Origin of the sequence: Pseudomonas sp. URMO17WK12:I7 (assembly GCF_003269045.1) — a bacterium.
Taxonomy (GTDB): Bacteria; Pseudomonadota; Gammaproteobacteria; order Pseudomonadales; family Pseudomonadaceae; genus Aquipseudomonas; species Aquipseudomonas putida_J.
In genome coordinates this window covers 279,307-295,117 of sequence record NZ_QLTL01000005.1, presented here as the reverse complement: position 1 = coordinate 295,117, position 15,811 = coordinate 279,307, and the positions used below count along the sequence as shown (strand labels likewise).

Sequence of the window (15,811 nt, the reverse complement as noted above, 5' to 3'; positions counted from 1 at the left end):
CCCGGCTTCGATCAGGCCGAAGCCCTGTGCTGGCCGGCGGCTTTGGGTGGCAGTTCACTGGCATGCAGGTCGCCGCGGAACAACGCAGCCCCGCACACGGTGAACAGCGTTTTCACACGGCTGTGCGAGTTGCGGATCTCGGCCTGTATTTCTTCGATGAGCGGATCGCTCGGCTGCAGTGCAACGGCGTGATTGGCCCATTCGATTGCCGCGAAGCGGCTCTGCTTGCGCGTGCCGCAACCCTGCATCCAGGCCAGCCCGAGTTCTGCACAGGCGCGCGCTGCAATCCAGGCGTCGGGATGCTCGGCCAGCCCCAGCAGATAGTCGACCGCCTCGACACGCTCCCGCGCATCACCGTACTGGCGTAGCAGGATGCCTAGCTGCAACTGCGCCTTGGCATGGAGTTGCCGATGGCTCAGTGCATCAAGCAATAGCCGCTTGACCGCCAGCGCCGCCTTTGGGTCTTCCAGCCCTTGCGGGTGGCTCATCCGCTGGCAAGCCAGGTCGAATTTGGCCAGTGGGTGGCCGGACTCTGCCGCCCGCAGCAACCAGTGCTCGGCAGCCTTGCCACTCAGATATTGCTCGGGGGTGTCGGCCAGCCAGCCACGATGCAGGTCGTAGAGTGCGAGGGCGGCATCCGGCAGTTTCAACTCTGCGCAGGCTTCATACAGGAAGTGCGCAGCCTCATGCAGCTTGGCGGCCCACAGCAGGCGCGGTACATCGAGCACATCGAAGCCCTGCCCTTCCCACCCGCACTGGCGCTTGACCGCCAAGCGCAACCACGTGCTTGCCTGCTCGGCAGATTGCCCGAAGCCCCACAACCCGAACTGATGCCCCGCAGCCCGCAGGGCACAGGCCGCTGCCTGCCGACGGTCGTCGCACAGCCGCTCGATCACGGTGCGCAATACCTGCGAATCGTCCTCAGCCTCGTGGAACAGCACCAGGCATACAAGGCTGTGGAAGGGCTCGCCAATGGCCGGGACGAAGCCGTGGTCAGGGTATAGCGCGACACTCTCGACAAAGTCGCGCATCGCGCCGACGTAATCCTGCATCGAATAGCGCCGCAGGGCGCCACGCCGGGCCAGCAGCATTGCGCGCTCCTTGGGCCTGAGTTCGCGTTGGGCCCATTGGGCAAAGGTTCTGTGCCAGGTCGCCACCTGTAGCTGTTGCCTGGCCTGCGGCAGCCAGATGCTGTCTTCAAGGGCCCGCCAGCGGATCGCATTGCGCAGTGCTTCAGGCCAGCCTTGGCACAGCGGGCCGCAGGCCAATGCGTCGACCGCCTCATCGCTGCCGCCCCAACGTGGGGTCAGGTAGGTGGCATAAGCCTCAATGGCTTCAAAGCAGCCTGGGAACCACGCCAGTGCATGGCGCAGCCAGTAGTCCCGGGCACTTTCGCCTTGCTCATGCAAACGCGCGCCTAAACCTGCAGGCAATGTTTGCGGCAATTCCAGCAAGGGGGTCAGGCCGTATTTGACCAACAGCGGCGCAGCCGCCTCCTGCACCTCCACGTCCGCATGCGCGCTGGGCCGGTAGCGCGCCACTTGGCCAGCGAACAATTCGACCAACCAGCCGGGCTCGCGCAGGTACGCGCTGATGTGCAGCATGCCGATCACAGCGGCAACCGGTTGCGCGCTGCGTTGCATGGCCTGCAGGAAATGCGCAGCGCCCTTCTCGCAAGCCTGTTCGGCAGCCAGGCAGCGCTCTTCGGACACCTCATCAGGGCCAGCCTGCCCGCGGATCTGGCAGGCGTGGCTGAAGCAGTGAAAGCCCATTACCACCTGTGGGTGATAAGCCTTGGGGCAACTATCGATCCAGGCCTTGAGGGTTTGCGTCAGGGCCTTGCCGCCCTGGGAGTCGCAATCCAGCATGTAGCCTTGCACAGCCTCCAGATAGGCGGGGCACTCACCGAGGGGCGCCTGCCGCCACTGCGCCTGGAGCGCATCGAAGAAGCGGTTGAGTTCAGCGTATTCGTTGGCCTGCACCCGTTCTCGGATCTGCTGGCGGGTGCGAATGAGCGTTTGCACGGGCAGTACCTTAAGTCCATTTTCAGGGTCGCGTTGCCATCCAATGGCAACAGCAGTCGCTCATGAACACTAAGCCATAGGCGGGATCTTCGCAAAGAATTGGATCCAGTATTTGTCAGATTGCGTGGAAAAGCAGGGAAAACGCCTGCCCTGCAAAAGGAAGTCGCATTCTTGTTGCGCGAGTTCTTTGCAAACACTCTAGGCTTCGACGAGCCGCAGGAAGCGGCTTTTCCATGTCGTGACCAACGGAGTGTCCATGTCCCTCGCCCTCGTCCACAGCCGCGCCCAGGTCGGCGTTCAGGCCCCGGCTGTCAGCGTCGAAACGCACCTGGCCAACGGCCTGCCCCATCTCACCCTGGTCGGTTTGCCGGAAACCACGGTCAAGGAGAGCAAGGACCGTGTGCGCAGTGCCATCGTCAATTCCGGGCTGAATTACCCCCAACGGCGCATCACCCAGAACCTCGCACCGGCCGACCTGCCCAAGGACGGCGGGCGTTATGACCTGGCCATCGCATTGGGCATCCTGGCCGCCGACGGCCAAGTGCCGATAGCGGCGTTGAGCGACCTGGAGTGCCTGGGTGAACTGGCACTGTCGGGCAACCTGCGCCCAGTGCAGGGTGTATTGCCGGCAGCGCTGGCGGCACGCGAGGCGGGCCGGGCGCTGGTGGTGCCGCGGGAGAATGCCGAAGAAGCCAGCCTGGCCGGCGGGCTGGTGGTGTATGCGGTGGGTCATCTGCTGGAGCTGGTGGCGCACCTCAACGGGCAGGTACCGCTGCCACCGTTCGCCGCCAATGGCCTGGTCCTGCAGCAACATCCTTACCCGGACCTCAGCGAAGTCCAGGGCCAGGTCGCGGCCAAGCGGGCATTGCTGCTGGCCGCAGCCGGGGCGCATAACCTGTTGTTCACCGGCCCGCCCGGCACGGGCAAGACCTTGCTCGCCAGCCGCCTCCCCGGACTGCTGCCGCCACTGGATGAACACGAGGCGCTGGAGGTGGCGGCGATCCAGTCGGTCAGTGGCCACGCGCCGCTTAGCAGTTGGCCGCAGCGGCCATTTCGCCATCCGCACCATTCGGCCTCGGGGCCCGCGCTGGTTGGCGGCGGCAGCCGGCCGCAACCTGGCGAGATCACCCTGGCGCACCATGGCGTGCTGTTTCTCGACGAGCTCCCAGAGTTTGAACGGCGCGTGCTGGAGGTGCTGCGCGAGCCGCTGGAATCGGGCGAGATCGTGATTGCACGGGCGCGCGACAAGCTGCGTTTCCCGGCACGCTTCCAGCTGGTAGCGGCGATGAACCCGTGCCCTTGCGGCTACCTGGGTGACCCCACCGGCCGCTGCCGCTGCAGTACCGAACAGATCGCACGGTATCGCAACAAGCTGTCAGGCCCGTTGCTGGACCGCATCGACTTGCACCTGACCGTGGCCCGCGAGACCACCACGCTCAACAACCAACCGAGCGGCGAAACCAGCACCGGTGTGGCAGCCAGGGTGGCCGAGGCCCGTGAAGTACAGCAGCGACGGCAAGGCTGTGCCAATGCGTTTCTGAACCTGGAGGGGTTGCGTCGTCATTGTCAGCTGGCAGCGGCGGACCAGGCCTGGCTGGAGACTGCCTGTGAACGGCTGAGCCTTTCTTTGCGGGCAGCGCATCGGCTGCTGAAAGTTGCACGTACATTGGCGGACCTGGAAGGCAGCCAGGCGATCGGCAAAAGCCATCTGGCCGAGGCTTTGCAGTACCGGCCAGGCAGCAGTTAGATCTTTGGGGCCGCTTTGCGACCCTTTCGCGACACAAGGCCGCTCCTACAAGAGAACGCGATTTCTTGTAGGAGCGGCCTTGTGTCGCGAAAGGGTCGCAAAGCGGCCCCAAAATCCATCAGGAAAACGTGCCCCGACCGATCAACCCCGAGACCGAATACGCCCCTGGCCCGGTCAGCGCCAGTCCGCCATAAAGCGCCACCAGCAACCAGGCAAACTGCCCCTGCTCCAGCGACCAGTCCGGATGCACCACCAGCAGCGCCACCAGCAACACCGCCAGCACCGGCAGGCAGGCCAGGCGCGCTGCGATACCCAGCACCAGCAACACGGGGCAAACCACCTCGGCAAACACGGCCAGGCCCAAGGTCAGCGACGCCCCAAGGCCAAAAGGATCTTCGATGCGCTGCAACTCCCCGCTCCAGTCCAGCAGCTTGGGCAAGCCGTGAATGAAAAACAGCAGCAGCGCAGCCATCACCCGCATGAACAGCAGGCCGCTGGCGGTCAGGGCCGGCGATGGTAGGTCGAGAAAGGGTTCAGGCGTGGCATGGGAAAGGTCTCGCAATTCGATCAACCCAGCGAGCATCGCTCGAACGCGCAGCAATTGATTGATCAGGTGTGCTCATTCACCCGCTAGCGCTTCTTCGACCACCTTGAGCAGTACCTCTTCGGGAAACGGCTTGCCCAGACAAGCCCGTGCGCCATTGCGCAGTGCCGCCTGCAGCGCACCTTCGTCCCAATGCGCCGACATGCAGATCACCGGCAAGCGCCAACCCCTGCGCGCCAGCTCGCGCTGCACGTCCAGCCCACTCATGCCCGGCATTTTCAGATCGAGCAGAACGCAGCCTGCCTCGCGCGCCAGCTCCGAAGCCAGAAACACTTCCCCCGTGGCAAACGCCAGGCTGCCGAAGCCCGCCGAACGCAGCAGGTTGGCCAGGCTTTTGCGCACCGAAGCATCGTCATCGACGATGCACACCGCTCTGCTCATGCGCCAGACCGAGCCTCGATGACGTTGTGCATCGCCACCAGCTCCAGCAGTGAGCGTGACTGCATCTTGTTCATGATGTTCTTCTTGTGCACCTTGGTGGTCACCTCACTGGTGCCGATTTCCTTGGCGATCTGCTTGTGTGACAGGCCGCCGACCACCAGCGTGAACACCTGACGTTCGCGCTGGGTCAGGCGCTGGTATTTTTCCTCGACCTGCCGCGCATGGTGCCATTTGCGCCCCTCGGTCACGGCGCGTGCGCGTACCGCTACAAGCAGTGCCAGCAGCTGGTCTTCGTCGAAAGGCTTGGTCAAAAACTCCACGGCACCCGCGCGCATCGCCTGGACTGTCATGGGGATGGTGCCGAAGCCGGTCATGAACACGATTGGCCAAGGCAGCGCCAATCGCCCCAGCGCAGCCTGCACCTCAAGGCCGCTGGTTTCTGGCAGGTGCATGTCCAGCAGCAGGCAGGCGCAGGGCGTTTCCAGCCGAGCGTCGAACAGCTCTTCGGCACTGGCGAACAACCGGTGGGGAATGTCCTGCGAACGCAGCAAACGGCCCAGTGCCTTGCGCACCGATGGGTCGTCGTCCACCACCAGCACTGGCACGTTCGCACCGTCATCGAGCGGCTCTGTGGCACCGGCCACGGCGCAAAGCGCAGATGGCCCCAGCGCCAGGCAAGGCACGTCGATACTGACGTCGGCCGCCAGGCGATAACCCCGACGCGGTACAGTCTGGATCAGCCCGCGGTCGCCGAAGGCCTTGCGCAGCAGCGACACCTGCACCTGCAGGTTGTTGTCCTCGACCACCGTGCCGGCCCACACCTGGCTGAACAGCTCGTCCTTGCCGACCACCCGGCCCTTGGCCCTGATCAGCGTGGCCAGGACCTCGAACGCCCGCCCGCCCAACGGGATCGGCTTGCCGTCAAGAAAGGCTTCTCGCCGCTCCAGCGACACCTGGGCATTGCCTATTCGGATCATGGTTTCCTCGCGCGGGCATGGGCGATTGCGCAGCCTCGGGCAGCCTAGGCCAGCGAGCGCGATCAGACAATTATCCCGAGGGATAGGTTGGCCTCAGAACTATACAAGCCCCCGTCGAGCACCAGGTACTGATAACGGACAACAGCGTGCCCGTTTCTGCCAAGCCGGCTGCAGGCCTCATTCTTGATGGGTCCGCTGCGTATACTCGCGCGTCAGGATGTCGCTAGCAGGGGGTGCTTTGTGCTCGATGAACGCCTCGCAAACAGGCCCATCGATTTCGACCAGTCGATCGACGACGACTGGCTGAATCGCTGCGATATCACGCAGCTGGGCCAGGAAGGTGAACTCAGCTACTTCCGCCTGCATGACCCTGCCACTCGCCAGGCCTGGATAGCCGTGCGCGCCCCGCTCGAGGCCCCCGCAGCCTGCCAGCGACTGGAGCGTGACTACCGCCTGCAGTTGGACCCACAATGGGCGGTAGTCCCCTCGGCGTTTGTCCGTTCCGCTGAAGGCCCGTTGCTGGTGTACCCGGCCGGCCGCTCCATCGCCGACTTGATCAGCCAAGGCCCGGTCGACCTTGCAGCCTTTCTCGACATTGCGGCAAACGCCGCCAACGCCCTGGCTCAAGCCCACGAACGCAATGTGTTGCACGGTGCGCTGCAGCCGGAACATGTATGCCTGCAGCCGAACCACCGGGTGCGACTGGGCTGTTTTCGTGCCGACACGCCGGAACTGATCAGCGAACAAGGAAACGCGATCGGCAACTGGGCCTACCTGGCACCAGAACAGATCTGCCCCCATGGCAGCAGCAGCGACCGGCGCAGTGACATCTATGCCTTGGGCGCAATCCTCTACCAACTGCTGCTAGGCGAGCTGCCGCTGGCCGGGCGCGATACCCAGCATTGGCGCCAATTGCATGCCGGCGTTCAGCCACGCACGGCCAGCGAGGTCGACAGCCAGGTACCACCGCCGCTAAGCCGGATCCTGGCCAAGGCCCTGGCGAAGGAGCCAGACGCCCGCTACCAGAGTGCCCATGCCCTGGCCGTGGACCTGGCGCACTGCCAACGACAATGGGCCACCAGCCAGACCATCCCCCCCTTCGAGCCCGGTTACGCCGACCCTGTTTTGCCCAGCCGCGGGCGTCTGTATGGCCGCAGTGCCGAACTGAAACTCATCGCGCTGATGCTCAAGGCGCTGCGTCGCGACAGCAAACCCCAGGTGCTGCTCATCAACGGGGCTGCTGGCATGGGCAAGTCCAGCCTGGTGGAGGTTGCACTCAAAGCCCATGCTGAAGGCTTCTGGGCTGTCGGTAAATGCAACAGCCGGGAACAGGCAATACCCTATGCGCCGTGGGTCGAGATCCTCGGTTCGCTGACCACCCAGCTGCTGGCCAAGAACAGCCAGGACCTCGACACCCTACGCCGCGAGATCCTCAAGCGCATCAAAGGCCACGGTCGGTTGCTCGGCAAACTGGCACCAGACCTGCAACTGATCCTCGGCCCCCTGCCCGATCTGCCGGAAAAACCCACCCGCCTGGCACTGCAGAAAGAACAGCGGGCCATCGTCGAATTCCTGCAAGTGTTCAGCCACCCCGGCCAGCCGCTGGTGCTGTGTTTCGATGACCTGCAGTGGGCCGACGCCGCTACCCGGCAGTTGCTGGTACAACTGCTTGCCCAGCCCCCCGCCAACCTGTTGCTGATCTTCGCCCGGCGCAACGATCAGCAAGCGGCCAATACGCAACTCGCCACACCTGAAAAACTGCACAAGATCACACTGAACCTGCGCCCACTGACCATCGGCGCAGTCACCGAACTGATCGGCGAGCGCTACCACGTCAGCCCTGACGAAGCGTTGCCGGTTGCCGAACTGGTCCTCGACAAGACCGCAGGTAACCCGTTCTTCATCAACCAGATCCTCAGGGCCATGGTCGAGGACAGGCTGTTCACCTTCGATACCCAGGCCATGCGCTGGACGTGGTGCCTGAAGGCCGTGGCCCGGCACCGTTACTCCGATAATGTCGCAGACCTGATGATCCACCGCCTGGCACGGCTGCCGGAGTGCCAGCGCGATGTCCTGCGGATCGCCAGCGCGGTGGGTGGCCGCTGCGATCAACGCCTGCTGCATCGCCTGCTTGCCCCCCTATCGGGCGAACCGCTGAAAGCCATGATTGCTGCGGGCTTCCTGCTACCGGGCCAGAATGGCCTCGGCTTCGCTCACGACCGGGTGATGGAGGGCGCCTACCAACTCACGCCTGCGCGTGATCGCGCCCAACTGCATGCACGCATTGCGCAGGCCATGCTTGAGGTTTGGCATGACGACTTGCAAAAGGCCGTATTCGAAATCGCCAATCAGTTGCAACGCGCCAGCCCATGCGGGTTTGCAACGAATGACTGCGATGTTTTCCTGCAGCTTTTGCGTGATGCGGCGCTGCGCGCGAGTGACAACGGCGCCTATGAGCAAGCTGCGGCCTACCTGCAGACGTGCGAACAGCTGCTGCGCCAGGACGCCACGGCGCAAAGCCACGCCAGACATGGCTTTGCCATCGCCTGCATGGCGGCGGAATGCGACATGCAACTGGCGCGCATGGCCGATGCCGAGGGCCGGATCATGGAATGCCTCCAGCGCGCGTGCTCGGCGCTGGAGCGAGCACGGGTATGCCGACTGCAGGCACGCCTGCACATTCTGCGCTGCGATTACCAGGCCGCTATCACCACCACCGTCGCCGGCCTCGAACTGCTGGGTATCAGCCTGGCTCGTGGCACCGACCCGCAGCAGGTGGCAGCCAGCCATGCGCATGTCCATGCCCTGATCGAACGCAAGGGCCGCCATTGCCTGGCGTCTTTACCACGTACCGACTCTGAGGAAGTGGCAGTTGCAATCGGCTTGCTGGCCACCCTGTCGTCGTCGTTTTTCGTGCAGGACGATATCTGCTTCCTGCACCTGGCCAAGCTCATGGAGCTGTCGCTGCTGCACGGTGTCGCCCCGGGCAGCACCTATGGCATGGCCTGGTACGGGGTGATGATCGCCGAACGCTTTGGTAGCTACCACGACGGCCACGCCTGCTGCCTGGCCGCGCTCAAGCTGATCGAACGACACGGCTTCGAAGCCGATCTCACCAGTGCGCTACTGGCCCTGGACCAAGTCAGCGCCTGGACCTCACCCATGGAGTTCGCCCGCCGCACTGCGCTGGAAGCGGTCGACTCGACGCGCTTGAGCGGCGATTTGGCCATGACCTGCCACGCCTGCAGCCATTTGGTTTCCGACTCCCTGTTCATGGGCCACTATCTGCCGGAAGTTGCCGAAGAAGTGGCGCAGGGCCTGGTTACCGTGCGCGGTCATGGTTTCAGCGATATCGAACAGATCCTGCACGCCCAACAAGGGTTCGTGGCCAACCTGAGCGGCGCACCCCGCACGGCCTCGCCCACGCGGGCGAACTCACCCACCACAGGGTTCTTCCAGCACCTGTTCAGCGGCATGTCCGCCTTCTACCTGGGCAACATCCCGCATGCCATGCACAGCCTTGACGCGGCGGGCGACAGCGCCTGGGCGGCACCTGCGCACATCAACCTGGCGGACTACCACTTGTTCCGCGGCCTGGTGCTCGGCAGCCCGGAAGCCTCTGGCAGCCTGGCCGACAAGCTGGCCGAGCTGCATGCCCTGCGCGAGCGCTTTGAACGCTGGGCCAGCTTCAACCCGGTGACCTTCCGCAACAAGCTGCTGCTGATCGAAGGTGTGATCGCCAAGCTCGAAGGCGACGGCCTGGCCGCCATCCGCTGCTTCGACCAGGCACAGATCGCCGCAACCGCCGCCGGTTTTATCCACGAACAGGCGCTGGCCCACGAACAACTGGCAGAAGTGTGCATCCCCAGCGGCCTGATCTCCGGCGCCAACCTGCACCTGCGCATCGCCCGCGACTGCTTCCATCTCTGGGGGGCGACCGGCAAGGTGCACCAGTTGGAGGCCCTGCACCCGTTCCTGCGCACGCAACCCGTCCAGGAAACATACCGCGCCACGCAGCAGGCCAAGCTGGACCTTGAGGCCGGTATCGAGGCCGCGCGGGCGTTGTCCGAGGAAGTGCTGCTCGAAGGCCTGATCGAAACGTTGATGGGCCACCTCACCCAGCACTCCGGCGCTGATCACGGTGCACTGCTGATCGTCAGTGGCGCCGAGTTCCAGATGGCCGCCCTCGCCTACATCGACGATGCCGGGCTGCACGTGAGCATGGATAACTGCCAGCGGTTCATGACCCAGGCGCCGCTGTCGATCATCAACGCCACCATGCGCACCAAGAAGCCGCTGGTGCTCAATGACGCCCTGAGCGAGTGCCCGGAGGCCTTCCGCCAGGAGCTGCACGCGCGTAACGCGCGCTCGGTGCTCTGCCTGCCGCTGGTGATCCAGGGCGTGCTGATCGGTCTGGTGTACCTGGAAAACCGCCTGGTGCCGAACCTGTTCGGCAGCCAGCGCCTGGCCATGCTGGAGATCCTTGCCTCGCAGGCCGCCGTGTCGTTGCAGACGGCCAAGTTCTATACGCGCCTTGCAGAGGACAATCAGGCCCGTGGGCAGATGGAAGAGGAACTGCGCCGATCTCGCACAGAACTGGCACGCACTGCACACCTGCAGGTGATGAACGAGCTGTCGGCGTCCATTGCCCACGAGATCAGCCAGCCATTGCTGGGTATTGCTTCCAACGCCGCAGCCAGCCTGCGTTGGCTCAAGCGGGCAGAACCCAACCTTGAAGAGGCGATTGCCGGCCTGGAAGACATCCGCAATGACAGCGAACGCGCCGCCAATATCGTCCGCGCACTGCGTTCGCTGGCCAAGCAGTCGCCGATGCAGCTCAAGGCAGTAAAGCTCGACGAGCTGATTCGCGAGGTGCTGCGCCTGACCTCGGCCGATGCCGCCAAGTATGTGGTCGACGTGCAGGCGCGGTTGCAGGCTGGGGTGAGCGTGATGGCCGACCCGGTGCAGTTGCAGCAACTGGTATTCAACCTGATCACCAATGCGCTGGAGGCGCTGGCGGGATATCGCAGTGACGGGGTGTTGCAGATTGCGTCTGTCGTAGCCGGGGATGTGGTCGAGGTCTGCGTGGACGACAACGGGCCCGGCATTGCGGCGGATGAGCGGGAACGGGTGTTTGATGCGTTCCATACCACCAAGAGCGCCGGGCTGGGGATGGGGCTGGCGATCTGCAGCTCGGTGGTGCAGGCCCATGGCGGGCAGTTGCAGGCGTTGGTGTCGCCGTTTGGCGGGTGCCGGATTCGCTTCACTCTGCCTGTGAACAACGCGCAACCTGATCTGACCCTTTCGCGGGTAAACCCGCTCCCACAGGGGTAGTGCGCAGCCTCAGGGTTGCACATCCCCTTGTGGGAGCGGGTTTTTCGAGGCGTCGAACCGCCGCGAAGAGACCGGTACAGGTTTACATCAACGAGCGCTCAACGCCGCATAGCTGTTCATCAGGTTGCGATAGTTAGGGATGCGCTGCGACAACAGGTTACCCAGCCCTTCGATGTCGTTGCGCCAGTCGCGGTGCAGCTCACAGGCCACCGAGAACCAGTTCATCATCTGTGCACCCGCCTGGGTCATGCGCACCCAGGCCGCTTGCTGCACGGTCTCGTTGAAGGTGCCTGAGGCATCGGTCACCACGAACACTTCAAAGCCTTCAGCCAATGCCGACAGCGTCGGGAAAGCCACGCACACATCCGTTACCACGCCAGCGATGATCAGCTGCTTGCGGCCAGTCGCCTTGATCGCCTTGACGAAGTCTTCGTTGTCCCAGGCGTTGATCTGGCCAGGGCGCGCGATGTAAGGCGCGTCCGGGAACATCTCTTTCAACTCCGGCACCAGCGGGCCGTTGGGGCCTTGCTCGAAGCTGGTGGTGAGAATGGTCGGCAGGCCGAAGAACTTGGCCAGGTCGCCCAGGGCCAGCAAGTTGTTCTTGAACTCGTTGGGCGAGAAGTCCTGCACCAGCGAGATCAGGCCAGTCTGGTGGTCGACCAGCAGCACCACGGCGTCGTCTTTGTTCAGGCGCTTGTAGTCAGGTTGGCTCATGGGGGTGACTCCTTGGGTTGGGAAAACGGGCCGGGGCGCATTCAGGGCTTATCCCGAGGGCTTATACCGTCGGATAGATCCGGCTTAAGGATGGGCCTGCGCCTGGCGCCAGGCCTTGGGCGGCTGGCCGACCAGGCGGCTGAAGGCACGGGTGAAATGGGCCTGGTCGCAGAAGCCGCATTCCAGGCTCACGTGGGTAATCGGTGCCTCGGTGACCAGCAGGCGCTTGGCTTTTTCCATGCGCGCCAACAGCCGCCAGGCTTGGGGCGAGAGGCCGGTATTGACCTTGAAAGCGCGGGAGAAATGGCTGCGGGTGAGGTTGCACACGGCAGCGACCTCGATGATCGACAGCGAACTGCGCAGCATCAGTTCCTTGGCCTGGCGCAACCGCGCCGGCGTCAGCGCGCCGGGGGGTGGCAGTGGCTCTTGGGGCGTCCCAGGGTGCATGGCGACTCTCCTGTTCAATGGAGTAAGTCTGGCCGCCGGCACATGACAAAGTCCTGAGCCAATGCTGAATTGTTCTTAATTGCGCACTGCTGGCCCTGCCCCTCTTGCCGATACCATAAGATCCATTTCGTATTCAGCTCCAGGCCGCTGCGGGCGGCCGGCATTCAAGGCGATAGAGGTATGCAGGAAAAACACGCTCGACGCACCGTGGCCATGGTGCTGTTCAACGATGTGCTCTTGCTGGATGTGACCGGGCCGATGGACACCTTTGCCATTGCCAACCGGTTCCTGCCCGAGGACAAACATTACCGGCTGCTCACTGTGGCCGAAGACCAGCACCCGATTCGTGGCTCGTGCGGCCTGAAGGTTGTGGCTGACCTGCGCCTGGAAGAACTGCCGACGGGTATCGACCTGCTGCTGGTGCCAGGGGGGCCGGGTGCCTATGACGTCACCCTGCCGCAACTGGAGCGCTGCTTGCCTGAGGCCGTACGCGGCGCCAGGCGCTTCGGCGCGGTCTGCACCGGGGTGTTCCTGCTCGGGCGCGCCGGGTTGCTTGGCGGCTATCGCTGCACCACCCACTGGAACTATGTGGAGCGCCTGGCGCAGGCGTTTCCCGAAGCCAAGGTCGAGACTGAGCACATCTACGTGATGGACCGCAACCTGATCACCTCTGGCGGCATCACGGCGGGCATCGACCTGGCGCTGGCCATCGTCGCCGAGGACCACGGCAAGGCGCTGGCCCTGGAAGTCGCCAAGGTGCTGCTGGTGGCGCGCCACCGCCAGGGCGGGCAGACGCCTTACGGGCCATTGCTGGCGGCAGTGCCGCGGGACGGCTCGCCGATTGCCCGGGTGCAGGCGTACATCGTCGACCATATCGACCAGGCATTTACGGTGCAGAAGATGGCCGACCTGGTGGCCATGAGTGGGCGCAACTTTGCCCGGACCTTTCAGCGCGAGGTCGGGATCACGCCATTGCAGTACCTGCAAAACGCGCGGATCGACCAGGCGCGCAAGTTGCTCGAATGTGGCGAACTGCCGTTGAAGGTGGTCGCGGCGCGCTGCGGCTTTGGCAGCGACCGGCATATGAGGAAGGTGTTCTGCGAGCGGATCGGCATGACACCGGCGCAGTATCGGGCGCAGTTTGGCGGGGTTTGAGTGGGGTTTGAGTGGGGTTTGAGTGGGGTTTGAGTGGGGTGTTTCCTGTGCCGGCCTCTTCGCGGGTAAACCCGCTCCCACAGGAATTACACAGTTCCTGAGCGCGGCGCCGTCACTGTAGGAGCGGGTTTACCCGCGAAGAGGCCAGCACAGGCTGTCCCGCTTTGCGGGACAATCTTTCTCCCGCCAGGCAGATTGTCTGACTCTCCCCCAACCCCCAGAATTGTCCGCCAAACTGTTCAAACGCTGCCCCGGCAGCTCATGGAGTACGAGCCAATGCCACACGAAGGCAGCCTTCTGCAAACCGCGGTGATCTTCCTGCTCGCCGCGGTCGTCGCCGTTCCCTTGGCCAAGCGCCTGCAACTGGGGGCCGTAATCGGTTACCTGCTCGCTGGCGTAGCCATCGGTCCGCAAGCCCTGGGCCTGATCCGCGACACCGAAAGCGTCGCGCACATTTCCGAGCTGGGCGTGGTCCTGCTGCTGTTCATCATCGGCCTTGAGCTGTCGCCCAAGCGCCTGTGGCTGATGCGCAAGTCGGTATTCGGCGTCGGCACTGCCCAGGTGCTGCTGACCGGCGCGGTGATCGGCGCCATCGCCCTGTTCGGCTTCGGCCAGTCGCTGCCGGCGGCCGTCGTGCTCGGCCTGGGCTTGGCACTGTCGTCCACCGCCCTCGGCCTGCAGAGCCTTGCCGAAACCAAGCAGCTCAACGCACCCCATGGCCGCCTGGCGTTCGCCATCCTGTTGTTCCAGGACATTGCCGCGATTCCGCTGATCGCCCTGGTCCCGTTGCTGGCCGCCAGCGGCCCGGACACCAGCCATGGCGACAGCCTGCAACACGGCCTGAAGGTGTTCGCCAGCATCGCCGTGGTCATCATCGGAGGCCGCTACCTGCTGCGTCCGGTGTTCCGCACCGTGGCCCGTACCGGCCTGCCGGAGGTGTCCACCGCCACCGCGCTGCTGGTGGTCATAGGTACTGCCTGGCTGATGGAAGAAGCCGGCATCTCCATGGCTTTGGGCGCCTTCCTCGCTGGCCTGCTGCTGGCTGACTCGGAGTACCGCCACGAGCTTGAGTCGCAGATCGAACCGTTCAAGGGCTTGCTGCTGGGGCTGTTCTTCATCAGCGTCGGCATGGGCGCCAACCTCAGCCTGCTGCTGGAAATGCCACTGGTGCTGCTGGGCCTGACCCTGCTGCTGGTGGCGGTGAAGCTGGTGCTGCTGGTCGGCGTCGGCCGCCTGGCCGGCGGCCTGAACAGCGCCAGCGCACTGCGCCTGGGCATGGTGCTCGCGGCCGGTGGTGAGTTCGCCTTCGTGGTGTTCAAGCTGGGCAAGGACCAAGGCCTGTTCGATACCCAGACCTATGACCTGCTGCTGATGACCATCACCCTGTCGATGGCCATCACGCCGCTGCTGATGCTCGGCTGCGCCCGTGCCCTCAAACGCCCACAACCGGCGCGAGAAGTGCCCGAGCAGTACAAGACCATCGACGCCGGCACGCCGCGGGTGGTGATCGTTGGCATGGGCCGCATGGGCCAGATCGTCGCGCGCATCCTGCGGGCGCAGAAGATCCCGTTCATTGCCCTGGAAACCTCGGTGGACACCATCGAGATGACGCGCATGTTCGAACAGGTGCCGGTGTTCTACGGCGACCCGCTGCGCCCCGAGGTGCTGCATGCAGCCAAGGTGGGTGAGGCGGAGTACTTCATCATCACCATCGACGACCCAGAGGCTGCCATCCACACCGCTGAACGGGTGAAGCGCCAGTACCCGCACCTGAAAGTGCTGGCCCGGGCGCGTAACCGCCAGCATGTGCACAAGCTGGCGGATGTAGGCGCCGAACCGATACGCGAGACGTTCTACTCAAGCCTCGAGATGACCCGCCGGGCGCTGGTCGGGCTGGGCTTGAGCGACGAGCAGGCAGCGGACCGGATCGAGCGGTTTGCCCAGCATGACGAGGAAGTGCTGGAAGCCCAGGGGCTCGTGCGCGATGACCGGGCCAAGGTGATGCAGACGACCAAGGAGGCGCGGGTGGAGTTGGCCCGGTTGTTTGATTCGGATGCGGATTGAGGGTTGGCGCTGTGATATGAGAAGAGGGCTTAGGCCCTCTTTTTCTTTTTTTGGATTCTGGAAGCAGGTGAGGTGCCTGGCGGTATGTTGATTCAATACCACCAGGCGCATGCCTTGAGATTTTCAGCGTCTGTGAGATCGAACGCCGCCCGCGCGGCGCATCGCGGCTAAAGCCGCTCCTACATCTGTTGCAACGTGCCGAACCTGCGAGGCCATGGCTGCCCGCCTTGGCGCATGTCTCAAGTCATGTGAGGCGGCATCAATGCCCACCTCAAAAACCTGTCATGCCAACAAGGCTGACAACTATGGCCTGACAGGCATGGCCACGTTGCAACAGATGTAGGAGCGGCTTTAGCCGCGATGC

General features: G+C 64.1%; 10 protein-coding genes. 4 read left to right on the top strand and 6 right to left on the bottom strand.

The genetic code is table 11. From position 1 onward, the window contains the following. Positions 1-11 precede the first annotated feature (11 nt). Entirely contained in the window at positions 12-2,024 is a 2,013-nt protein-coding gene (locus H040_RS09145; protein WP_027916975.1) for a DUF4034 domain-containing protein, read from the bottom strand. Positions 2,025-2,280: 256 nt separating this feature from the next. Here H040_RS09145 and H040_RS09140 point away from each other — a divergent pair, with 256 nt between their 5' ends. After that, positions 2,281-3,771, top strand: coding sequence for a YifB family Mg chelatase-like AAA ATPase (locus tag H040_RS09140; protein ID WP_027916976.1), 1,491 nt, complete (start codon positions 2,281-2,283; stop codon positions 3,769-3,771). 118 nt (positions 3,772-3,889) lie between these two features. On the opposite strand, the gene H040_RS09135 is transcribed toward H040_RS09140, so the two are convergent. The 3 genes from H040_RS09135 to H040_RS09125 all read right to left on the bottom strand — a co-directional run bounded on the left by H040_RS09135 (position 3,890) and on the right by H040_RS09125 (position 5,733). Next, positions 3,890-4,252, bottom strand: a complete 363-nt coding sequence (locus tag H040_RS09135) for a DoxX family protein (protein ID WP_050437163.1) — start codon at positions 4,250-4,252, stop codon at positions 3,890-3,892. 138 nt (positions 4,253-4,390) lie between these two features. Continuing rightward, positions 4,391-4,756, bottom strand: a complete 366-nt coding sequence (locus H040_RS09130) for a response regulator transcription factor (RefSeq protein ID WP_177326665.1) — start codon at positions 4,754-4,756, stop codon at positions 4,391-4,393. Beyond that, complete coding sequence (locus H040_RS09125) at positions 4,753-5,733, bottom strand: response regulator (protein ID WP_027916979.1); 981 nt, start codon at positions 5,731-5,733, stop codon at positions 4,753-4,755. Before H040_RS09125 ends, H040_RS09130 begins: the two co-directional genes overlap by 4 nt. A 240-nt stretch (positions 5,734-5,973) precedes the next feature. Between H040_RS09125 and H040_RS09120 the strand changes: the two genes are divergently transcribed. After that, entirely contained in the window at positions 5,974-11,067 is a 5,094-nt protein-coding gene (locus H040_RS09120) for a trifunctional serine/threonine-protein kinase/ATP-binding protein/sensor histidine kinase (RefSeq protein ID WP_050437159.1), read from the top strand. Between the two features lie 87 nt (positions 11,068-11,154). On the opposite strand, the gene ycaC is transcribed toward H040_RS09120, so the two are convergent. Then, positions 11,155-11,781, bottom strand: coding sequence for an isochorismate family cysteine hydrolase YcaC (gene ycaC / locus H040_RS09115; protein ID WP_027916980.1), 627 nt, complete (start codon positions 11,779-11,781; stop codon positions 11,155-11,157). A gap of 84 nt (positions 11,782-11,865) precedes the next feature. Further along, entirely contained in the window at positions 11,866-12,228 is a 363-nt protein-coding gene (locus tag H040_RS09110) for a helix-turn-helix domain-containing protein (RefSeq protein WP_027916981.1), read from the bottom strand. Between the two features lie 180 nt (positions 12,229-12,408). On the opposite strand from H040_RS09110, the gene H040_RS09105 reads away from it, so the two are divergent. Both H040_RS09105 and H040_RS09100 read left to right on the top strand, forming a co-directional pair. Continuing rightward, positions 12,409-13,383: a GlxA family transcriptional regulator gene (locus H040_RS09105; protein ID WP_027916982.1), complete on the top strand. Its 975-nt coding sequence runs from the start codon at positions 12,409-12,411 to the stop codon at positions 13,381-13,383. Positions 13,384-13,659: 276 nt separating this feature from the next. Continuing rightward, positions 13,660-15,447, top strand: coding sequence for a monovalent cation:proton antiporter-2 (CPA2) family protein (locus H040_RS09100; protein WP_027916983.1), 1,788 nt, complete (start codon positions 13,660-13,662; stop codon positions 15,445-15,447). The last annotated feature ends 364 nt before the right edge of the window (positions 15,448-15,811 follow it).